This is a genomic window from Herminiimonas sp. Marseille-P9896 (assembly GCF_903993245.1).
Taxonomy (GTDB): Bacteria; Pseudomonadota; Gammaproteobacteria; order Burkholderiales; family Burkholderiaceae_D; genus Oxalicibacterium; species Oxalicibacterium contaminans.
In genome coordinates this window covers 919,360-938,926 of record NZ_CAJEVT010000003.1, presented here as the reverse complement: position 1 = coordinate 938,926, position 19,567 = coordinate 919,360, and the positions used below count along the sequence as shown (strand labels likewise).

19 protein-coding genes are annotated in these 19,567 nt (G+C 53.4%); 8 read left to right on the top strand and 11 right to left on the bottom strand.

The window, feature by feature from the left end:
- From H7U06_RS14655 to H7U06_RS14640, 4 genes are all read right to left on the bottom strand, one after another.
- Positions 1-1,194 (bottom strand): TonB-dependent siderophore receptor (locus H7U06_RS14655; RefSeq protein WP_175626828.1); only part of this gene is annotated, 1,194 nt, incomplete at its 3' end.
- A gap of 90 nt (positions 1,195-1,284) precedes the next feature.
- Positions 1,285-1,914, bottom strand: coding sequence for a hypothetical protein (locus tag H7U06_RS14650; RefSeq protein WP_175626827.1), 630 nt, complete (start codon positions 1,912-1,914; stop codon positions 1,285-1,287).
- Positions 1,856-2,680, bottom strand: coding sequence for a hypothetical protein (locus tag H7U06_RS14645; RefSeq protein WP_175626826.1), 825 nt, complete (start codon positions 2,678-2,680; stop codon positions 1,856-1,858). The genes H7U06_RS14650 and H7U06_RS14645 overlap by 59 nt, the downstream gene beginning before the upstream one ends.
- A gap of 206 nt (positions 2,681-2,886) precedes the next feature.
- A complete protein-coding gene (locus tag H7U06_RS14640) occupies positions 2,887-3,339 on the bottom strand; it encodes a winged helix-turn-helix domain-containing protein (RefSeq protein ID WP_175626825.1) in 453 nt (150 codons plus the stop codon).
- A 238-nt stretch (positions 3,340-3,577) separates the two neighbouring features.
- On the opposite strand from H7U06_RS14640, the gene H7U06_RS14635 reads away from it, so the two are divergent.
- From H7U06_RS14635 to H7U06_RS14625, 3 genes are all read left to right on the top strand, one after another.
- Entirely contained in the window at positions 3,578-3,934 is a 357-nt protein-coding gene (locus H7U06_RS14635) for a winged helix-turn-helix domain-containing protein (protein ID WP_175626824.1), read from the top strand.
- A gap of 203 nt (positions 3,935-4,137) precedes the next feature.
- A complete protein-coding gene (locus H7U06_RS14630) occupies positions 4,138-4,641 on the top strand; it encodes a nitrate reductase associated protein (RefSeq protein ID WP_175626823.1) in 504 nt (167 codons plus the stop codon).
- Between the two features lie 178 nt (positions 4,642-4,819).
- A complete protein-coding gene (locus H7U06_RS14625) occupies positions 4,820-5,032 on the top strand; it encodes a hypothetical protein (RefSeq protein WP_175626822.1) in 213 nt (70 codons plus the stop codon).
- Between the two features lie 93 nt (positions 5,033-5,125).
- Here the strand turns inward: H7U06_RS14625 and H7U06_RS14620 are convergent, their stop codons facing one another.
- Positions 5,126-5,869: a transporter gene (locus H7U06_RS14620; RefSeq protein WP_217703470.1), complete on the bottom strand. Its 744-nt coding sequence runs from the start codon at positions 5,867-5,869 to the stop codon at positions 5,126-5,128.
- A 672-nt stretch (positions 5,870-6,541) separates the two neighbouring features.
- Here H7U06_RS14620 and H7U06_RS14615 point away from each other — a divergent pair.
- Complete coding sequence (locus tag H7U06_RS14615; protein WP_175626820.1) at positions 6,542-7,714, top strand: hypothetical protein; 1,173 nt, start codon at positions 6,542-6,544, stop codon at positions 7,712-7,714.
- A 26-nt stretch (positions 7,715-7,740) separates the two neighbouring features.
- Here the strand turns inward: H7U06_RS14615 and H7U06_RS14610 are convergent, their stop codons facing one another.
- From H7U06_RS14610 to H7U06_RS14600, 3 genes are all read right to left on the bottom strand, one after another.
- Positions 7,741-8,820 carry a hypothetical protein gene (locus H7U06_RS14610; protein WP_175626819.1) on the bottom strand — a complete coding sequence of 360 codons (1,080 nt, stop codon included), beginning with the start codon at positions 8,818-8,820 and terminating at the stop codon, positions 7,741-7,743.
- A gap of 29 nt (positions 8,821-8,849) precedes the next feature.
- Entirely contained in the window at positions 8,850-9,716 is an 867-nt protein-coding gene (locus H7U06_RS14605; RefSeq protein ID WP_175626818.1) for a mechanosensitive ion channel family protein, read from the bottom strand.
- Positions 9,717-9,799: 83 nt separating this feature from the next.
- Positions 9,800-11,302: an arylsulfatase gene (locus tag H7U06_RS14600; protein ID WP_175626817.1), complete on the bottom strand. Its 1,503-nt coding sequence runs from the start codon at positions 11,300-11,302 to the stop codon at positions 9,800-9,802.
- Between the two features lie 410 nt (positions 11,303-11,712).
- Here H7U06_RS14600 and H7U06_RS14595 point away from each other — a divergent pair, with 410 nt between their 5' ends.
- Entirely contained in the window at positions 11,713-13,398 is a 1,686-nt protein-coding gene (locus tag H7U06_RS14595) for a mechanosensitive ion channel family protein (RefSeq protein WP_254873250.1), read from the top strand.
- A gap of 3 nt (positions 13,399-13,401) precedes the next feature.
- Here the strand turns inward: H7U06_RS14595 and H7U06_RS14590 are convergent, their stop codons facing one another.
- Both H7U06_RS14590 and H7U06_RS14585 read right to left on the bottom strand, forming a co-directional pair.
- Positions 13,402-14,043 carry a 2OG-Fe(II) oxygenase gene (locus tag H7U06_RS14590; protein WP_175626815.1) on the bottom strand — a complete coding sequence of 214 codons (642 nt, stop codon included), beginning with the start codon at positions 14,041-14,043 and terminating at the stop codon, positions 13,402-13,404.
- An 80-nt stretch (positions 14,044-14,123) separates the two neighbouring features.
- Positions 14,124-14,774, bottom strand: a complete 651-nt coding sequence (locus tag H7U06_RS14585) for a metalloregulator ArsR/SmtB family transcription factor (protein WP_175626814.1) — start codon at positions 14,772-14,774, stop codon at positions 14,124-14,126.
- Between the two features lie 68 nt (positions 14,775-14,842).
- On the opposite strand from H7U06_RS14585, the gene H7U06_RS14580 reads away from it, so the two are divergent.
- Entirely contained in the window at positions 14,843-16,267 is a 1,425-nt protein-coding gene (locus H7U06_RS14580; RefSeq protein WP_175626813.1) for an MFS transporter, read from the top strand.
- A 67-nt stretch (positions 16,268-16,334) separates the two neighbouring features.
- Here the strand turns inward: H7U06_RS14580 and H7U06_RS14575 are convergent, their stop codons facing one another.
- On the bottom strand, positions 16,335-17,480 hold the full coding sequence (locus H7U06_RS14575) for an alpha-hydroxy acid oxidase (RefSeq protein WP_175626812.1): 1,146 nt from the start codon (positions 17,478-17,480) through the stop codon (positions 16,335-16,337).
- 392 nt (positions 17,481-17,872) lie between these two features.
- Between H7U06_RS14575 and H7U06_RS14570 the strand changes: the two genes are divergently transcribed.
- Positions 17,873-19,057 (top strand): HPP family protein, encoded by a 1,185-nt coding sequence (locus H7U06_RS14570; protein ID WP_175626811.1) that lies wholly within the window; start codon positions 17,873-17,875, stop codon positions 19,055-19,057.
- Between the two features lie 42 nt (positions 19,058-19,099).
- The gene (locus H7U06_RS14565; protein ID WP_175626810.1) at positions 19,100-19,567 is read left to right on the top strand and encodes a PAS domain S-box protein; all 468 of its coding nucleotides are present in this window, start codon (positions 19,100-19,102) and stop codon (positions 19,565-19,567) included.

Below are 19,567 nucleotides of genomic sequence, written 5' to 3'. Positions count from 1 at the left end.
GATACACGCCGCGACAGCTATGGCGAGAACGGTCGCATTCGTGACGTGGCCGCCTCCAGCGGCCACGTCACGAATGCGACCGTTCTCGCCATAGCTGTCGCGGCGTGTATCGACGGCAGCACTCAGCGTCAGGCGATCGGTTGCCAGATGTTCGACTTGCAGGTGATAACCGAGGCTGCGGCTATCCGATGTTTTATCGAAGCCACCATTGATACGATTACTTTGCAACAGCGCATAGTTCGAACCATCGAAACGACGCTCGTCCTGGCGCAACTGGCTCGCATAGATCCACCCACGCAAACGCGTGCGATCAGTAATGGCCCAATCTGCAGAAAGCTGTGCTGACAGTTGTGAAATATTGTCGTAGCGTTCATAGCGCGGTACTTGCGCAAAGACATCCGTACTTGGATAGATGCCTGGTGGTTTGCCCTGGCTACCCTCGCCTGCATTGATGCCCAGACCTATTTTCAGGTCACGATTGACCTGATAACCAAAGTTACCGGTGATGGTCGTGCTATCCAGATCGCTGTTGCGACGTTTGCCGCGTGGCTGTTCGGCAGTGCCGACATAGTCAGTCGACAAACGGGTATCGCCATGTTCCTGATGATCAGCAGAAATGAACCAGTCGAGTGCACCAGCCTGGCCACCAATGCTGGCGCTGACCGAGCGCGACGCATTCGTGCCAAAGCGTGCATCGACATTTGCTGTCGTATGGTCTGCATTACCGCGGCGCGTGATGACGTTGATAATGCCAGCTGTACCGCCTTCGCCATACAGTACCGACGAAGTCGCGCTGCGCACCACGATCTCATCGATTTGCGTCACGGGTATCAAGGCCGGATTGAACTGCCCGTCAGCATTCGAGTTGACCGGTATGCCATTTACCAGCAATTTGATCTGACGTGTACGTTGTCCTCGCATATCGATACGTGGCGAACCCTCACCACCGGTGCGGATATTCAGGCCAGGTATTTGTGCCAGCGCTTCATCCAGCGTACGGGCACCGCGACGCTCGATATCCTCGGCACTGATACGCCAGACGGTAGTGGATTTTTCAGCGACGTCAGCCTGCTGGCTGCCGGCAACTTCGATCTGGCCCAGTGTATAGGCTTCATTATCGGCAAATGCCTGCGTGCCGAGGGCGCAACTGGCTAACCCTGCTATCAGCAAGGAATGGCGTGCGGGTTTCTTCATAATGACTTTCTAGTTATAGCTGCTTGAATATAACGATAAACAAATACCAGCCCTGAAAAGAGCTGGTACCGGAACTACAGGAACAACAGTTTAGTGACGGCGTTTACGGCTGCTACCAAGATAAAGCAGCAATCCGAGGAAGGCACCTATAGCGCCAAACAACGCGTGGGTAGAGAGCGGATAGGCTATGCCGTTGATGAGTGAACCAAATTCAATCGCTCCGGCGCTCAGGCTGCTGAAAACATTACGCGTGAGTGGCGCGATCATATGCGTCAGTGCGCCAACCACAGGCAACCAGATGAAATAAGGCAGCACTGAACGTATGCGCGCACCCGGACGAAAAACCAGCGCATCGACGATGCAGCCTTGCAAGAAGTAAGTCAGCATCTGCGCAGACTTGCCATCCAGTCCTATGCCGCCCGCATAAATGCAGGCGGTGGTTGCTGCGCCGAGGCCGACGACCATGCCAGCAGCCCCACGATTGGACAGCAAACGTGCCAGTATCAACAGCGCAAACCACTCCATGCCGTGATAGCCAGGCATGCGCAGTGGAATACGGAACGACTGATGCAGCACCGCTGCCAACGCCCCCACGCCCAGCAGCAGGATCAGCTCGAGTGCGAGCGGATATTGAGCAGCCTGATCGCGGGTACCCGGCCAGCTAAAAACGCTTGATGTAGTTTTTGGAAGCTGCGCGCCATCCGTTGAAATCGCCTTCATCTACCTTCTCCACTAATAAAGTTGCTTGTCCCTGCAGAAAAACCGCGCGCGGCCATTCACCAAGTTCAATACTGTCTTCTGCGTTTATCACTACTTCAGCACCCAGCTTGCTCTGTATCGTCACACCGGTGGCCTGTTCAAGTGCACCTGCCTTCCAGCATTCAGCGGACATGCCACGCAATTGCTTGAGCCAGAGGAAGCGCCCGTCACATCCACTCGCATTCAGGCCGACCGCCGCCAGCGCACCGATTACGCCACCGTGGGTTCCGGTCAGTCCGGCCATGTCTATCTTGTGGCCGACGATCAGCTTGCGTGCGTCAGCTTGCGTCAACACCTGTTCCTTGGCCGCACGTCCGAATTGCTGGACGACGTCTGGCAAATCCTTGCGTTGCACCAGCACGGTTCCTGCATCCGAGCCTTCGGCACTTTCTTCCGGCAGGTAGCGACAGGTGTAATCAAAGATCGTCTGGCGATCGACTATCGATGGCAAAACCAGGCAAGCCGAGCTGTTGTGCGAGGTATAAGGAATACGCGGGTCCACCAGCAACTGATGACGCGTGATGGCCTTTACCTCGGCGATGCCAGCCTCTGCCATGCGCAGAGCCAGCTGTCGCGCAAGAAATCCGGTACCACGCGAAGTCAGGTTGTCTGTGTCGTCAATGGCTAGCAGCCAGTCGTCCTCATGTGGCGGCGACCAGCGCTTGCCTATCGCATCCAGCGCGCGCCACTGTGCTGCATTGATCGGATCGGAGCCAAGTGGCTGCATATTGGATTTGCCCTAAAAAGTCGATATGTTACATAACGACATATCGACAGCGCAATAGCCAAATGAAAATAACGTATGGTGAATGTTGTTGCCAGGCGATGCCGCATGCCTGCCAAAAGTGAGCTGGCAGAGTGAAGATAGGTCCGATGGGGGGCACGCAAAGAAGGTTTGCGGCGCGAACTGCACTGGATGTGCAATCAGGAAGATTAACTCTTGTCGACTTCTTTCATCGACGCCAGCTGCACCAGGCGAGCCAGTTCTATCGATGCGGCTGTGTTGATACGCTGCTCCAATGAGGAATACGTCGCCAGGATGTCGCTGCCCAACTCGGTCAACTGCGCACCACCCCCACCCTTGCCACCTTTGACAGTCGTGACGACCGGCTTGCCAAAGCCCTGGTTCAGAGACTCGATCACCAGCCATGCATTTTTATACTGCATGCCGAGCGCACGTGCAGCAGCGGATATCGAATTCAGTTCAGCAATTTGTCTGAGCAATTCAATCTTGCCAGGACCGATGGAAATGGAGTTGCCAATAAAAATACCAGGGCGAATGATCGCCACTTCTCCTCTGCGCTTACTGCCCGGCTTACGACCGGGCTTGGCACCGGATACATCCGTGATGGCTTCTTTGTGGGCCTGTTTTTGCCTGGATTGCATTTTTCAGTGTGAGATACGCAGAGCGCTCATTGTATTTGCACTTCATTGAAAATGGGAAGCGCTTACGAGCGCAGGCTAGCAGTCATAAGGTTGATTGTCCGTCTGATTGCGCCCTGGGTCGCCCCATCCGCCATCATGATCGACGAACTAATACATACGGATTCAAGAACTTCGTTATTACATTCAAGTATCCAACGTAAAATACGGCTCAAGATACCGATTACCCATCATCAATAACATGTCCAAAGCTAAAACCGCGATCATCGTGCGTCCGCGCATCTCCATTGGGGACGCAATATCCATAGGGCCGGGCAAGATCGATTTGTTGCAAAAAATACGTGAAACCCACTCGATTTCCGCTGCAGGCAGGGCTTTGGGCATACCGTATAAACGCGCCTGGCTATTGATCGACTCGCTTAATCAGGGATTCGGACAGCCTGTAGTGGCAACGATTTCTGGCGGGAAAGGCGGCGGCGGCACATCTTTGACCCCGCTAGGCGAAGCCCTGCTGGTTAGATACATCGCCCTTGAAGAGCGCATGAACGCTGCATCTGTCAAAGAACTGGACGCCCTCCAGAAACTGGCCAAGTACTAAATTACCTCCTGAAATGTCCAAGCCAGTCCGAAATGGTTTATGCTCGTCGTTATGTCATTTATCACCGAACGCTTTAACTTGATTTTTTGTTATGCCATTTTCCCAGTGGCGATTTTTTCTTGCTCGTCGTTATGTCATTTTTCACCTAACGATAGACGCACTCCCTCACGGAAACATATTCGATGCAGCATCAGTTATCAGCCATGAAAAAATCCTTAAAAAGCCGTACTGCGGTCGTGGAAAATTCACCAGTCGCGCACTTGTTGTTTGAATTCGAGTCGGATTTTATAGATACGCTCTGCTGCATACCGATGATCGTTCGCTTCAAGCTGGACCGATGCGGTATGAAATTATCGTTGAGAGCCTGGAATCAGCTCGATCGCTCCATACGTGAAAATTTGATGTTGTTGCCGACCGAGCTGCCTGGGGATATAGATAAGTACCGCGCCTACTTAAGTAGCGAGATTAAGAAAACGGATGAAGCTGTAATCAACATGGGGATAGACCTCACACCATATTGGTTATCGGAAGACGTCATTCCTGACCCCATCTCAAAAAAGGCGCAAGAGAAAAACATTCATTTAAAAGATGATCTGTGGCTGACGCTCAATCCTCTACAGAGATTCGCTTTAATTAAACTCACTCGGGCGCAACATGAGAATATGAATTTTCTGCCGGCGCTGAAAGAATTCCATTTAATCGATTGATTCCTTAGCTTGAAGAGTATCCTTCTAGCGCAGGTTTTATCACCATGTTTTTGTATGAAAATTGATCAAGAATGAATAAGCCCCCTGCTTTCCAGGCAAATTACACTTGTGTACATCCCGGCTTTTTACCATTCATATCTGGCAGTTCTGTCCGTACAAGTAATAGTTGGGCCATGCGATGAAAAATGGCTTTGGCGAAATACGCTGTAAATTCTGCATGACCTGGCAGCGGTCCGAGGTACAGCACTATGACGAGGAAAGTTTCCTGGCTGTTGCACCGGGAACCGATGGGCAGGAATGCATCAATCCCTGGTGCCTGCAGTGGATTCCGGCGGATAACGACAACTTCCGCTGGCGCACGGTAAAAGTGCTGGATCCGAACAAGCCCTGAGACTGTTCGTCACGCGAACGGCCAGTCTTCATTGCTGTTGCCGCGTCCAGCTATCCACGTTCCACAGCCCGGCAATCAAAGATAAAACTCTTCTTATTTAGGAAACAGAAAGGTCATGACGAAACGCACACCAACATCGTGCGCCCCTGTATCCGGATTATCTGCCCAATAGCGCACGCCACCGCCAAGACTGACCGGTTGCGTACCAAACTTGACGAGTTTGGATACCATAAAATTGATCGGAAGCGACCATTCCTTGGCTTTCCAATCGTAGGTTGATTCGGTATTCAGGCTGTAGGTCCATGCATCTTTTGTTGTGTACGAAAGAAAGGGCTGGAGGAATGTATTACTCAGGTCCCGTCTGCTACTGCTGCCCCCGACTCCCCAAATGTGGCTTGCGAGTGCGCCGTAAGTCCATGGCCCATCCTGCTTCAGGATGACACCGGTTGGCCCCGCCCCCCATTTCCTCGCACTTAAATTCGGATCGGTACCTGTGGGCAATAAGAACGCAGGACCTACGCCCCATATGATGCCGCTGGATGTAGGTGCCTTGGGTGAGAAAAACAGGCTTTGCGTTACATCACCCAGACCGGATTCACTACTGCCGGGAATGACGCCGCTCTGGCTTGCAATAGGCACGATGGTGCGACTAATCACGTTCCAGTCCGCATTCAAGGAAATTGGGACAACGGGTTGCACATTCAAATACGATTTATGCCCGTTCTTGTCAGGTCCATAGTGATGATCATAGTTGTACTGCAAGGGTACGCTGATCAGTGCAGCCACAGGATTCGAGAGCTTCTTTGCCAGTTCTGCAGAATCCTCTGCAGCTGCCATGGATGCCTGTGCACAGCAAAACACCAATGTGCACGCGGAGGCTAGGTTACGCGAAGACATATGTATCCTTCGACAAAGTGAGTATCTTGAATATGCGACTACACGAGGAAAATTTCCCGCAGTGTTTTCAACCTTAACAAGCGAAAAAGAAAGAGGGAATAGCACTTTGGTGCGATAGCCATCTCCTTATGGTGCAATAGATGTTGATTTGCATCGAGAATGGACCACGTAGAGAACACAATCTTGCCGGCCGAAGTGAGTAGGAGACTGGCAGCCTTATCGTCGGCAACACTCTTTATCTATATTCATCATCACGTATAGATGTGTATGCAGCCAACTTACACTGTTCAACATCTCGGTGATCGCTGGACTGATTACCGACCTGCCATAAAAAATGGCCCGGTTATTCAACGGGCCATTTTTCACCGCAGTCAGATAGCTGCCATCAGACAAATCCAATCCGCACCAAATCCCCAAAGTTCAACTTGATCGCATGCAGAGTCCTTGCAATGCACCAAAGGGCAATTGACAGTAACAGCGTTGCTTGAAAAGCTGTGTCATATCGTCGCCGCAAGCGTTTTTAGTCGTCCTGAATCCAGGGTATGTTGCGGCTCCCTTCCCGCAATCATGACATGCAGGTGCCACAATTTTGCGTTCAGAAATGGGGTCTATATGATCAATCCGCATGCACCGGCCGAATCATTTTCCATCGTGCGTAATGACGCATTGTTCCGGCTGCAAAGGGCTATCGGCTTAATCCCGGAAGAAGGCAATGGCATACTACGACGTGCAATTATCTATAGCTTGCTTTGCTGGGTTCCGCTTGTGATCTGGGCTTTCTTCACGGGGCGTCTGATGCCCGACGACGATCCCGAATCCCTCGCCGGACACTACGGGATCCATGTCCGCTGCCTGATCGCGATTCCCCTATTGATCATCGCCGAGGCCGGTGCACAAGCCATCCTTCCCGTGTGTCTCGCACAATTTTTGCGCACGGGCCTCATCGACGAAAAACTGGAACCTGCATTTCGCGCGATCATCGCCGATGGCATACGCCTGCGGGATCGCATTTTCCCCTGGGTAGTGATCGCCGGCTTAATCCTTACATGGACCGTATCGTTCGCACTCATTCCGAATAAGGAAGAGGTATCGTGGGCCGGTTTGGAGGTGAACGGATATGGCTTCGGAACTTGGTGGTTTCTGCTGGTGATACGCCCCATTTTCAATGTCTTATTGTTAGCCTGGATATGGCGCCTGATTCTGACCAGCATCGTCCTCTTTCGTATCGCTATGCTGCCCTTGAATCTGGTGCCTGCCCATCCTGACGGCGTGGGTGGCCTGGGTTTCATTCAACGCATACCCATCATCTTCAGCCCGATGGCATTTGCCGTGTCTGCTGTCATCGCTTCATCCTGGGCGCATAACGTGATCTACCACGGTCTGCCCGTTCCTTCCCTCTATATCCAGATGGGCATGCTGGTAGCTATTTTGGCGTTCCTGATACTGATGCCCTTGCTATCGTTCTCCCCTTTGCTGGCGAAAACCAAGAAGCGTGCGGCGCGTGAATATGGCGCCTTGCTGGCAGGACATGGACGCCTGGTGCATGAACGCTGGATACAAGGGAAAGAAATAGAAGACGCGCCGATACTTGATGCACCTGAACTCGGCCCTTCGGCAGATATTCAAACCTTGTACCAGGCAGCGAGTGCGATGCGCCCGGTTGTCATCAACAAAGTCACGCTATTAATGGTGGTCGTACCAACAGCGATACCAATGCTGCTGGTCGTCGCAACCCAATGGCCACTCCGCAGCACGCTCGGCAAACTTTTAATGGCTCTCCTATAGCACTGCTGCACCTCAGCACGCCATCCTCAATTGGCCGGCACGGTAATCACAGGCGCCAAAGGCGGTGTGCCGGTCTCCGCGAGGGAAAAGAACAACAGGAAAAATGAAAACTTGGATTTGCTACTGAGATCCCTGTCATCTATCCAATACCAGGTATCGCGATACTTCACTGTGGAGTATGCCTGCGTCGGCCGCTCTGCCCCTGCATAAATGGTTAAGAACGGCGGCTCGGAACCGGCCGCCAGCGTCGACAGACGCGCCGCCCTTCCTTCCGCCAGGTGCTGTTCCGGCACACGGATACCAGCCCCCGCCTCAATCATAATTTCAAGCATGGAACGCGTAAGCAAAGCGATTTCAGACGACCGTGTCTGATGTGCGCCAAAGGTCAGGATAATCTCGCCCTTCTTTTTCAGCTCCAGATTCAAGGTCTTTGCAACGAACTCGATATCCTTCAATAACTCGGGGCCTACTTCCTGACGAAAGAAGACGATAGCCGCCTCTTCCGGCCCGCGCTTTTCCACCCGCATTCCCATTGCTTCCGATCTTTGTATCCTTTGCATGGCTGCAATCAAAGGGAAAAAAGCCGGATCTGCATTACGTGCACGGGCGTTGGTGGAGGATTGGTTATAGACGCCATTAATCGCACGCACCGTCAGTTTCATGACGATCTCAGCCGGGTAACCGGCCTGGATCAGGGCAAAGACAGCAACTGGTTGAATAGGCTGCAGCAGATTCTTGGCGAACTTATCGCCGGTGACCGGAGAATACGTAATCGTGGGGCGATCGGTATACTTCCCCATTGCGCCTAGCGCCATATTATCCCCGGAGGTATGCGGGAAGATGCCGAATGCCGCACTCGCCTGCGACTCCATCGAATAAGAGCTGATCAGGGATGACACATCCAAAAACACCGGGGCATCGGAATAGCGTAAGCGCACCATATTAAGCAGCGTCTGTTCCTTCCAGGAATCCGCGATGGTCGAAATATATTCCACCCGATCACGTTGCACACTGGTCGGTCCCAGACCGGCGCATCCACCAAGCAACAAGGCTGCGGCCAGGCCTCCTAGCGCAGTTTTTGCAACATGATCCCAGGCAGGTTTCATTAGATTACCCCATGACATGACAGTAGCCCTTACTCGGCGACTTGATCGGATGACTTTTGCATTGATACATCAAGTTGATTTGGATTCGGCAACGCTATGCCAGCACCTTCCAGCGCATTGATGATGGCGACCCTAACGTCGGAAGCGACTAATCGCAGCCTGGTTCTCCTGGAGTCTGTCCAGAATCTGGTTTCTATATAAAAATGCTCGGTAGTCAGATCCCGCAGCCTGATCGAAGCAGCAGGATTCTTGGCCACGCCGGGCACATCCAGCACCGTTTTCAAGATAACGGACATGGCAAGTTCGACGTCCTGGTTGTACTCCAGATAGACAAACACCGATGTGCGACGTAAATCAGATGCAGTGTTATTCGTCACCCGTGACATAAAGACTTCACCATTGGGAACCAGTACCAGTCGCCCGTCATAGGTGCGGATGTGCGTCGCGCGTATTTGTATGCGCTCCACTGTGCCTTCCGTTTCGCCGACCACAATCTGATCGCCAATTTCGAAAGTCTGGGCGATGAGTATGAATAAACCACTCACCAGATTGGACAACACATCCTTTAGTGCAAAGCCCAGGGCTACACCGCCCAGCCCCAAACCTGTCACCAGGGAACGGGCGTCAACACCCATCACATCCAGCGCGACAAAGATGCCGATTAACCAGACTGTGTAGTAAGAGACCAAACGGATCAGGCTGGCCTTCATCGGATTCTTGATGAACCTGGAACCGTATCGCGCTACCCGACGCACGACTACCGCCACTATCCCAAAAGCAACAAGCACGGCGATGGCTGCCAATAACAATGGCAAGCCAGCGCCCAGGCGTTCAAACAAATGCACGATAGCGACCTGAATATTTTCCACAATTGATGCGCTCGATAAATCATCCATTGGAAATCCCTGCGCTAGCCCATGAACCAGGAAAACAGCAGAGTGCAATCATCTGCACCCTGCACTACCTTGCATACAAAGTTTTAGCTACCGCTGGATGCATCGGTCATTTTTGCGATCACCTGGTCCAGGCTGAAACTGGCGGCTTTTTGGCGCGGCGGGAATTCCTTGAAAGTGGCAAGGAATTCGGCAACGATGGCCTGCGCCGGAACCAGCAGGAAGATATGCCGGAACATCCAGTCGTAGAAAGTATTCGACGTAATTTGTGCGCGCTCGTAAGGGTCCATACGCAAATTGAAAATGTATGGTGTGCGCAGTACGACGAATGGTTCCTGCCAGATTTTCAGTGTGCCGGGAACACGCTGTTCCAGGAATAGCATTTTCCAGTTGTCATAGCGCAAGGCGGCGACATCGCCGTCATCCGTGAAGTAGATAAATCCCTTGCGCGGACTCTTCGCTTCCTTGCCCGTCAGATAGGGCAACAGGTTGTAACCATCGAGATGGACCTTAAAGGTTTTTTCTCCAATCTTGTAGCCCTTTTTTAACTTGTCGGTGATGTCGGCCTCACCGGCGATTGCCAGTATGGTGGGGAACCAGTCCTGATGGCTCACGATCTCGTTCGACTCTGATCCGGCGGGAATTTTGTTTGGATAACGCACCATGCATGGCACGCGATAGGCGCCTTCCCAGCTCGAATTTTTTTCGTTACGGTAAGGAGTCGTACCGGCATCCGGCCAGGTGTTCATATGCGGTCCATTATCGGTGCTGTACTGCACGAAGGTGTCGTCTGCAATGCCAAGCTCATCCAGCAGATCAAGCAATTCACCTATGCATTTATCGTGGTCGATCATGGCATCGTGATACTCCGATTGCCAGCGACCGGATTGACCCAGGCTTTCAGGTTTGATATGGGTCCATGCATGCATGTGCGAAGTATTGAACCAGACGAAGAAAGGTTCGCCGGCATCATGCGCTGCTTTAATGAATTTCTTGGCACCGGCCAGGAATTCATCGTCTATGGTTTCCATCCGTTTTTTGGTGAGTGCTCCGGTATTCTCAATTTTCTGACCGCCTTTGCCATCGGCCCAGCAATGCAGCACGCCGCGAGGGCCGTACTTCTTTTTAAAGTTAGGAAAATCCTTTTCATTCGGATAATCGATTTCCTCAGGCTCTTCTTCTGCATTCAGGTGATACAGATTCCCAAAGAATTCATCAAAGCCATGTACCGTAGGCAAATGCTCGTCACGATCGCCCAGGTGATTTTTTCCGAACTGGCCAGTACGATAGCCCAGTGGTTTGAGCGCTTCGGCGACGGTAATGTCCTCCGCCTTCAGCCCGAGATCGGCGCCCGGCAAACCCACTTTTGTCAAACCGGTACGCAAGCCGCATTGCCCGGTCAAAAATGATGCGCGGCCGGCGGTACAGCTTTGTTCCGCATAAAAATCCGTGAAGATCATGCCTTCTTTGGCTATGCGGTCTATGTTCGGGGTACGGTAACCCATCACACCCCGGGTGTAGCAACTGAGATTCGACTGACCAATATCGTCACCCCACATAACGAGGATGTTCGGCTTCTTGCTTGCCATGATCTTTCCTTTCAGATGAAAGAATGCGCAGCGCATCCATAAGATTTAATTGGACATCAGTGTTTGCTCACAAAAATATGCGTCTGTAACGAACACACTTCGGCCGTTCGTCTTACCGACACCGATTAAAGTGTTCGCCCGAAGAATTTGATGTTTGATCGAAAGAAAATGAGCGTCAATTGTCCTTTGGCAGCCATGTCCTGCCCTTTGGTGCATGCGAAATTGTCTCGATGGGCAAACTGCATAGAGTTAGGTGCACACGTGTTGACGCGTCCGCATTTTCACCTTTAGGATCAATATCGCAGTTGCATACTCCGCAGCCTGTCATGCAGGTTTGGTGATTACTCTTCTCGGGCAGAAACCTTATGATCGAGTTTCGCGACACAATGACAGCCTGCATGTATCGACTAATGATTCCTGGTCTTTTTACGATACTGTTCGTCCTTGCCGCACCTGCACTTTGCGCGCAAACCGATACCTCTTTACCCAAGGCAGTACAGTCCGACTCTTCGTCTCAAACGAAGACACAGCAAAGCGACGATGCCACTTCGACAGAAGCAGCTGTCACAGTCTTGAATCGCAAAGTCGCCACCTTTCGCTCGTCTCTGCGCGGGGTGTCACCGGCAAGCCGTGCGGAACGCAGTCGGAAAACACTGAATGAAATTCTGAATAGCGTTGAAACAGGAACAGTCACTGTCAATCACGAGCCGCAAGGAAATGTGTTGCTGGTCGACGGCAAACTGGCTTTCATCCTGTTGCCGAACGATGTTGATGCTGTACGCAGCGAGACGCTGGATTCCATCACAATACAAACCGTCTCCGCCCTGGAACAAGTGATTGCGGAAGCGAAAGAGGCGCAGGATCGCAAGCGACTGTTGCGCAACTTTGGCCATTGGGTATTGGCGACATTGATATTCTGCTTTGCGGTTTGGCTGGTGTTTCGCATACGCAAATGGCTATCGCGACATCTCGCACGTATGTTTCAATCGGGTGCAGCCAACATACAACTCGGCGGCGCCCGACTGTTGGCCGAGGAACGCGTCAGCATGCTGGCGCAAGGTGCAGGCAGCATCATCGCCTGGCTGATCATCTTGTTGATGTCTTATGAGTGGTTAAGCTTTTCCTTACGCCAGTTTCCCTACACGCGTCCGTGGGGAGAACAATTAAACCAATATCTGATTGGCGTAGCCTTGCAAATAGGCAGCAGCATCATCCATGCCTTACCCAATTTATTAATCGCGCTCATCATTTTTGCGTTGGCGCGCACCACCATACGTATGCTTGCTCCGTTCTTTGACAGACTGGAAGCGGGAACAGCACATTTGGGCAGCATAGACAGAGACACAGCAAAGCCGACCCGCTGGATTTTTAGTGTCGGTGTATGGTTGTTTGCGATCGTGATGGCTTACCCATACTTACCCGGTTCACAAAGTGATGCCTTCCGCGGCATGTCGGTATTGGTTGGCCTGATGGTGAGTGTTGGTGGCGCCAGCCTGCTGGGACAGGCTGCCAGCGGTTTGGTGTTGATGTATTCACGCACCTTGCGCATCGGTGAGTATGTACGCATCAACGATCACGAAGGCACCGTTACCGAACTGCGCACCTTCACGACCAGGATACGTACCGGGTTGGGAGAGGAACTGACTTTGCCCAATGCCCTGGTATTAAGCACCGTCACTAAAAATTACTCCCGCACCGTTGTGGGAAAAGGATACATCGTCGATACCGTAGTGACGATAGGCTACGACACGCCATGGCGACAAGTAGAAGCAATGCTGATGGAGGCCGCAGCCAAAACCAGCGGCATCATCGCAGAGCCTCCACCCAGGGTATTCCAGACAGCGTTGTCGGATTTCTATCCCGAATACAAACTGGTGTGCCAGGCAGTCCCGAGCGAACCCCGGCCGCGTGCGGAAGTACTAGCCCAGCTACATGCCAATATCCAGGATGTGTTTAACGAGTACGGCGTGCAAATCATGTCGCCGCATTACCTCGGAGATCCAGACGACGCAAAAATAGTACCGAAATCGATGTGGTTCGCTGCGCCGGCAAAAAGCGACATCCCTGTACGTGCAGACAGAACGCCTGACGAATGAGCATCAGCAGCGCCGCCTGAACCACCCTGCCAACGACAAACGATCCCGCGTCGCCGGCAACACTTCATGCGGCATGCTAGCCGACAGGAACAGCGCAAGCCGACCAGCCAGCGGCAATACTTCTACCGCAGCTTTGCCTTCCGGATGCATGCGCAATGCGCCGCCGTGTTCGGGTAGCCATGCGTCATTGAGGTAAATCACTGCTGAGATGGTGCGCTTGTCGTCGTCGCGAAAGCGATCGAGGTGGGTCTGGTAGGAGGTGCCGGGTGGATAGAAGGCGAAGTGGCTTTCGTAGTCTTCCAGTCCGAGGAAGAAGCTGCGGTTCAGGGCGACGCGCAACTGATCCATTAATTGCAGGTAGTGATCGCAGGCAGCAGACTGTCCTCGCCGTAACCAGAGGATGTGGTCGCCACGGATATCCGGTCGTATCGTTTGTTCTCCGCCACGACCTATGCCCGCTTTTTTCAACGCACCGGCTGCGATTAAGGCGCGACACTCGTCAGCTAGTGCCGCGCTCAGGTCCGCAGATAAAAATCCATCCTGCTGCGACCAGCCATGATCGAACAGGTCGTTCCCTATGCGCTGCTCGAGCTCCTCGCTCAAGTGTGTATGGGGCTCGTCCTGCGCGCTGGAAGCGGTGTGCATGATGTGTCGACCCGGGAGGCCGGATGGATTTTATTTGGAAGCAGCAGTTTATTCTGTCGCGCCGCAATCGGAAAGCAGATTTACTTCGCGACTATCCGATAAACGCAACGTCCGGCATCTGCCAACAGGTGTTGCTCACGCGTGACGGTAGCCTCATTCCCTACGATTTCCTGGAATACACGTAATTCCGAGCGACAAAATCCCTGGCAGGTACGCGCCGCCGCACAGATCGGACAATGATCTTCTATCAACAACCAATCCTCGCCGTCCTGCTCTACCCGCGCCATATAGCCTTCCGCACTACGAACCTCGGCCAAGCTATGCAAGCGTTCGGCCAGGCCTTTGCCGCTGCAGGCGCGCTGATAGACGATGCGCGTTTCTTCTTCACGCTGGCTGATCAGGCGCTCCAGGCCTTCCTCGCCAAATAAGTGACGTACTGTGTCCAGTAATTGCACTGTGAGTTGTGCATGAGTATCAGGGAATCGGGCGTAACCAGCTTCGGTCAGCACCCAGCGTTGGCGCGGGCGGCCGACGCCTGTCGCCGCTTCCTGACGTCCGGCGATCAGGCCGGCGATCAACAGTTTTTGCACCTGTTGACGCGCGGCTTCTGGCGTCATCTCCAGTTCAAGCGCTAAATCCGCGGTCGAGATCGGGCCCTTGGTTTTGATGAACAAAAGGATACGTTCATGCGTGGCATCCTTATTTTCAAAGTAATTACTTGCATAATTCATGCGACCAGCCTAATATCCAAGACAATGTTTGGATATTAGGCTGTCACAGCCATCGTGTCGAGGAATTAATGAGTAACAATCACATCCCCACTGCCAGTTGGGGCGCTTTATTGCGCGGACAAAATGGTTTGCGCGCACTGGCTTTAACTGGCGGCGTCGCACTGCATGCGATTAACGTGCACATCGTCACCACCGTGCTGCCGTCCGTTGTGCATGAAATCGGCGGACTCGACTGGTATGCATGGAATACCACCCTCTTCATGGTTGCCTCCATCATCGGCGCATCCTTTTCGGTACGCGTACTGGCTGCACTCGGCCCGCGCTGGTCGTATCTTTCAGCGTTGATCACGTTCGCGCTCGGTTCTGCCATCTGCGCGATGGCCAGTTCCATGCCCATGATGCTGACCGGACGCAGTGTGCAAGGCCTGGGTGGCGGTTTGCTGGCGGCACTCAGCTATGCGCTGATACGCGTCGTGTTTGCCGCACCTTTATGGCCGCGCGCGATTGCGCTGGTGTCCGGCATGTGGGGTATCTCCACCCTGTGCGGACCGGCGGTCGGCGGTTTGTTTGCGCAAGCGGGGCATTGGCGTTGGGCATTCTGGACCTTGCTGCCGATTGCGCTCGCACAGTCAGTATTGGTCGCTGTGCAATTGCGCCCGGAGAATCTGGCGACAGTACCGCGCAGTACGTCGACACCACCGGTACCGTTGCAGCAGATATTTTTACTCACCCTCTCCGTATTGGCGATCGCTGCAGGTAGCTTGTCGCCAGTATTGTTGTGGCAAGCCGTCGGCGTAGGCGTCGGTTTGTTGCTCGGCGTAGCGACCATATTCTGCGAACGCCGTGCCAGCATCCATATGTTGCCGACGCGCGGTACGGTATTGAGCACGCCACTCGGTGCGATCTATGCAAGCATCGCCTTGCTGTTGATCGGCATCATGACTGAGATCTTTGTACCTTACTTCCTGCAGACCTTGCATGGTCATGAGCCGCTTGTTGCCGGTTACCTGACGGCGGCGATGGCGGCGGGCTGGAGCGTCGGTTCGCTGCTATTTTCCGGGCACGGCAATGTCGGCGCGGCTCGGCTTCTGCGTGCTGGCCCGGCGCTGTGCACCATTAGTTTGCTGGCACTGGGCATATTGCTGCCGTTCAAACTCGGATTGTCGCCACACTGGCATATGGCACTGTGTGCGCTTGCGCTGACCGGCGTGGGTGCGGGTGTCGGTATAGGCTGGCCGCATCTGGTGACACGCGTGTTAACAGTTGCACCGCAAGGCGAGGAATCCACTGCTTCCGCTGCGATCACGACGGTACAGTTGTACGGTATGGCGATAGGTGCAGCGATTGCCGGCCTGGTGGTGAATGCGGCTGGCATCAGTTCACCGGGTGGTGTGGCGGGTGCGCAATCTGCCGTGATCTGGCTGTTCTTCAGCTTTGCACTGGCACCGGCGATGGCGATGTTGCTGGCACGTCGTATCAGCCCACGCGCTTAATCTACTCAAACAAAAAGCGGTGCATCTGTTAAAAGATGCACCGCTTTTTAATTTGCCTATCCGACTATCAGTAAGTACCGGGTATCAGGATTTGCTTGTCGACTTTCTTGACGTCGGTCAGGCCGCAGAATGCCATCGTCAGGTCGAGTTCGTTTTCGATGATCTTCAAGCATTTGGTCACACCCTCTTCACCCATCGCCCCCAATCCATACAGGAAGGAACGACCGATGTAAGTACCTTTTGCACCCAGTGCCAGCGCCTTGATAACGTCCTGTCCCGAGCGTATGCCGCCATCCATATGCACTTCGATCTGGTCGCCTACCGCTGCGACGATGGAAGGCAAGGCAGCGATGCTGGACAGCGCGCCGTCGAGCTGACGGCCACCGTGGTTGGAGACGATGATGGCATCCGCCCCGCTCTCTACTGCCAGGCGTGCATCTTCCGCATCCATGATGCCTTTGATGATGAGCTTGCCGCCCCAGCAGCGCTTGATCCATTCGACGTCTTTCCATGACAAGGCGAGGTCGAATTGCTGCGACGTCCACGACGACAGTGAAGACATATCCGATACATCGCTCGCATGACCGACGATGTTGCCGAAATTGCGACGGGGCGTGCCCAGCATGCCCATGCACCAGCGCGGCTTGGTCATCATGTTGAGAATGTTGGCTATCGTCAATTTAGGCGGTGCTGACAAACCATTCTTCAAATCCTTGTGACGTTGGCCCAGAATCTGCAAATCCAGTGTCAGTACCAGCGCCGAGCATTTCGCCACTTTGGCACGCTCGATCAGACGCTCGATGAAAGGACGGTCTTTCATCACATAGAGCTGGAACCAGAATGGCTTGCTGGTATGCGCCGCAATGTCTTCGATCGAGCAAATACTCATGGTCGACAGTGTGAACGGGATGCCGAACTTCTCCGCTGCACGCGCCGCCAGGATCTCGCCATCGGCGTGCTGCATGCCAGTCAGGCCGGTCGGCGCAATCGCCACCGGCATATGCACGTCCTGCCCCACCATTTGGGTTTTGAGGGTGCGGTTTTCCATATTCACCGCGACGCGCTGACGGAATTTCATTTGCGCGAAGTCGCTGGTATTGGCGCGGTAGGTGGATTCGGTCCAGGAACCGGAGTCGGCATAATCGTAAAACATGCGGGGAACACGCTTCTGCGCCAGTACGCGCAAGTCTTCGATATTGGTAATGACCGACATGTGGATCTCCTTGTGGGCGCTCGAGGTAGTTGAAGCGCTATTTATATTGGTGTGTGCAAAGACTGGGTTCTTGATTTTTCTGCCAGCTATTTTATTTCTTCCCCGCAGGTATTGAGATGAATGTTTTTAACCAATAAGCTGCATTTCGGCTCATGCCTGCCGCCACACCCCCTCTATATACACGGTGAATATAAACAATAATTTCAATATATATTGCATTTCATATGCAACATATTTAAACTTTCACCTTTATGGGGCACGCCCATTCTTGCCTCCCGCCTTGCTGGTACGCAAGGTATACCGGGCACATGTGCCGACACAAGTTTATAAAACAGCACTACAGTCGCAGGCTGTGATGTAATGCAGTAAAAAGAAATTTAGCTAGGAGCAGTATGGTTCAATCGGCATGGAAGTCGTTCACTCGCATCTTCCCTACACCCGGTACCGTCGATCGATATGAAAAAATGCGCGCCTGTGCCGGCGCCCTGTTCGGTCTCGTCCTCACCGGTTTATGTAGCTATTTCATCCTCGGTAAAGATATCCACGCAGCCTGGCTGATCGCCCCTATGGGTGCGTCGTCGGTCTTGCTGTTCGCGGTACCCGCCAGCCCGTTGGCACAACCGTGGTCCATTATGGGCGGCAACATCCTGGCCGCCATCATAGGCGTGACCTGCGCCAAGATGATAGACGAACCCATCCTGGCCGCAGGTGTCGCTGCGGCGCTGGCTATCGGCGCCATGTTCGCGGCACGCTGCATCCATCCGCCTAGTGGCGCAGTCGCCCTCACCGCAGTGCTCGGTGGCCCGGCCGTGCATGCGATGGGCTATAACTTCGTATTGATTCCGGTCGCACTCAACTCCGCCTTGCTGCTGATCACCGCTCTGTTCTATAACAACGCTACCGGTCGCCGTTATCCGCATCGCCCCTTGCCGCCTGACAATGCCAACAAGCACAACACCAAAGACGTCGCCCCGACCGAACGCATAGGCATCGCACCGGCCGATCTGGATGCCGTCCTGACGCGCTACAACCAGGTGCTCGATATCAGCCGTGACGACCTCGAAGCCATCATGCTGCAAACCGAGATGCAAGCCTATCGTCGTCGTCTCGGTGAAACCGTTTGCTCGGCAGTGATGTCCAAGGACGTAGTGACCGCAGAATTCGGCACCACGCTGGCCGAAGCCTGGACCATCCTGCAGGAACATGACCTGACCGCATTGCCTGTGATAGATCGTGGTCGCCACGTCATCGGTATCGTGACCAAGGCCGACTTCCTCAAGCATGCAGTCATCGAACCGCATGAAGGTCTGGCCGATCGCCTGAAACACCTGATAACACCGTCCATGCTGAGTCATACCGAGAAACATGAAGTGGTCGGACAAATCATGACCAAGGAAGTCATGACCGCAGATGAAAACCAATCCATCCTGGATCTGGTGCCACTGATGTCAGATTCCGAATTGCACCAGGTACCAGTGATCGATGAACGTGGTCGTCTGGTCGGCATGATTTCACAAACCGATATGATCGCTGCACTGTACGAACACAGCCTGACCAGCGAATACATCAAACCCTGATTCCGTATAGCCTATAGCCGCAGCCGCCAACGAGGAGAAGCAATGCAAACCACCAATGAAGCTGTCAATCTGGCCTTATCCAAAGCCATCGTAGACCAGGCCCCCGACGCCATCATCTTTGCCGATCAACAAGGTTTTATTCAGATCTGGAACAGCGGTGCAGAACGCATCTTCGGCCACCAGGCAGAAGACGTCATCGGTGGTCCACTCGACATCATCATTCCGGAACAACTGCTGCAAGGCCATAACAATGGCTTTAACCATGCCATGTCGTCCGGCCAGATGAAATATGCAGACAAAGTACTGACCACCCGCTCCATGCACAAGGACGGCACTCGTATTTACGTCGATATGAGTTTTGGTTTCGTAAAGGATGACGACGGCAAAATCCTGGGTGCACTGGCAGTCGCACGCGACATCACCGAGCGTCAGGCGAATGACCGTGCGCAACGCCTGCGCATTGCCGAGCTGGAAAAGGCGTTGCAGGAAAAGGATGCCAGCAAGGGTTAA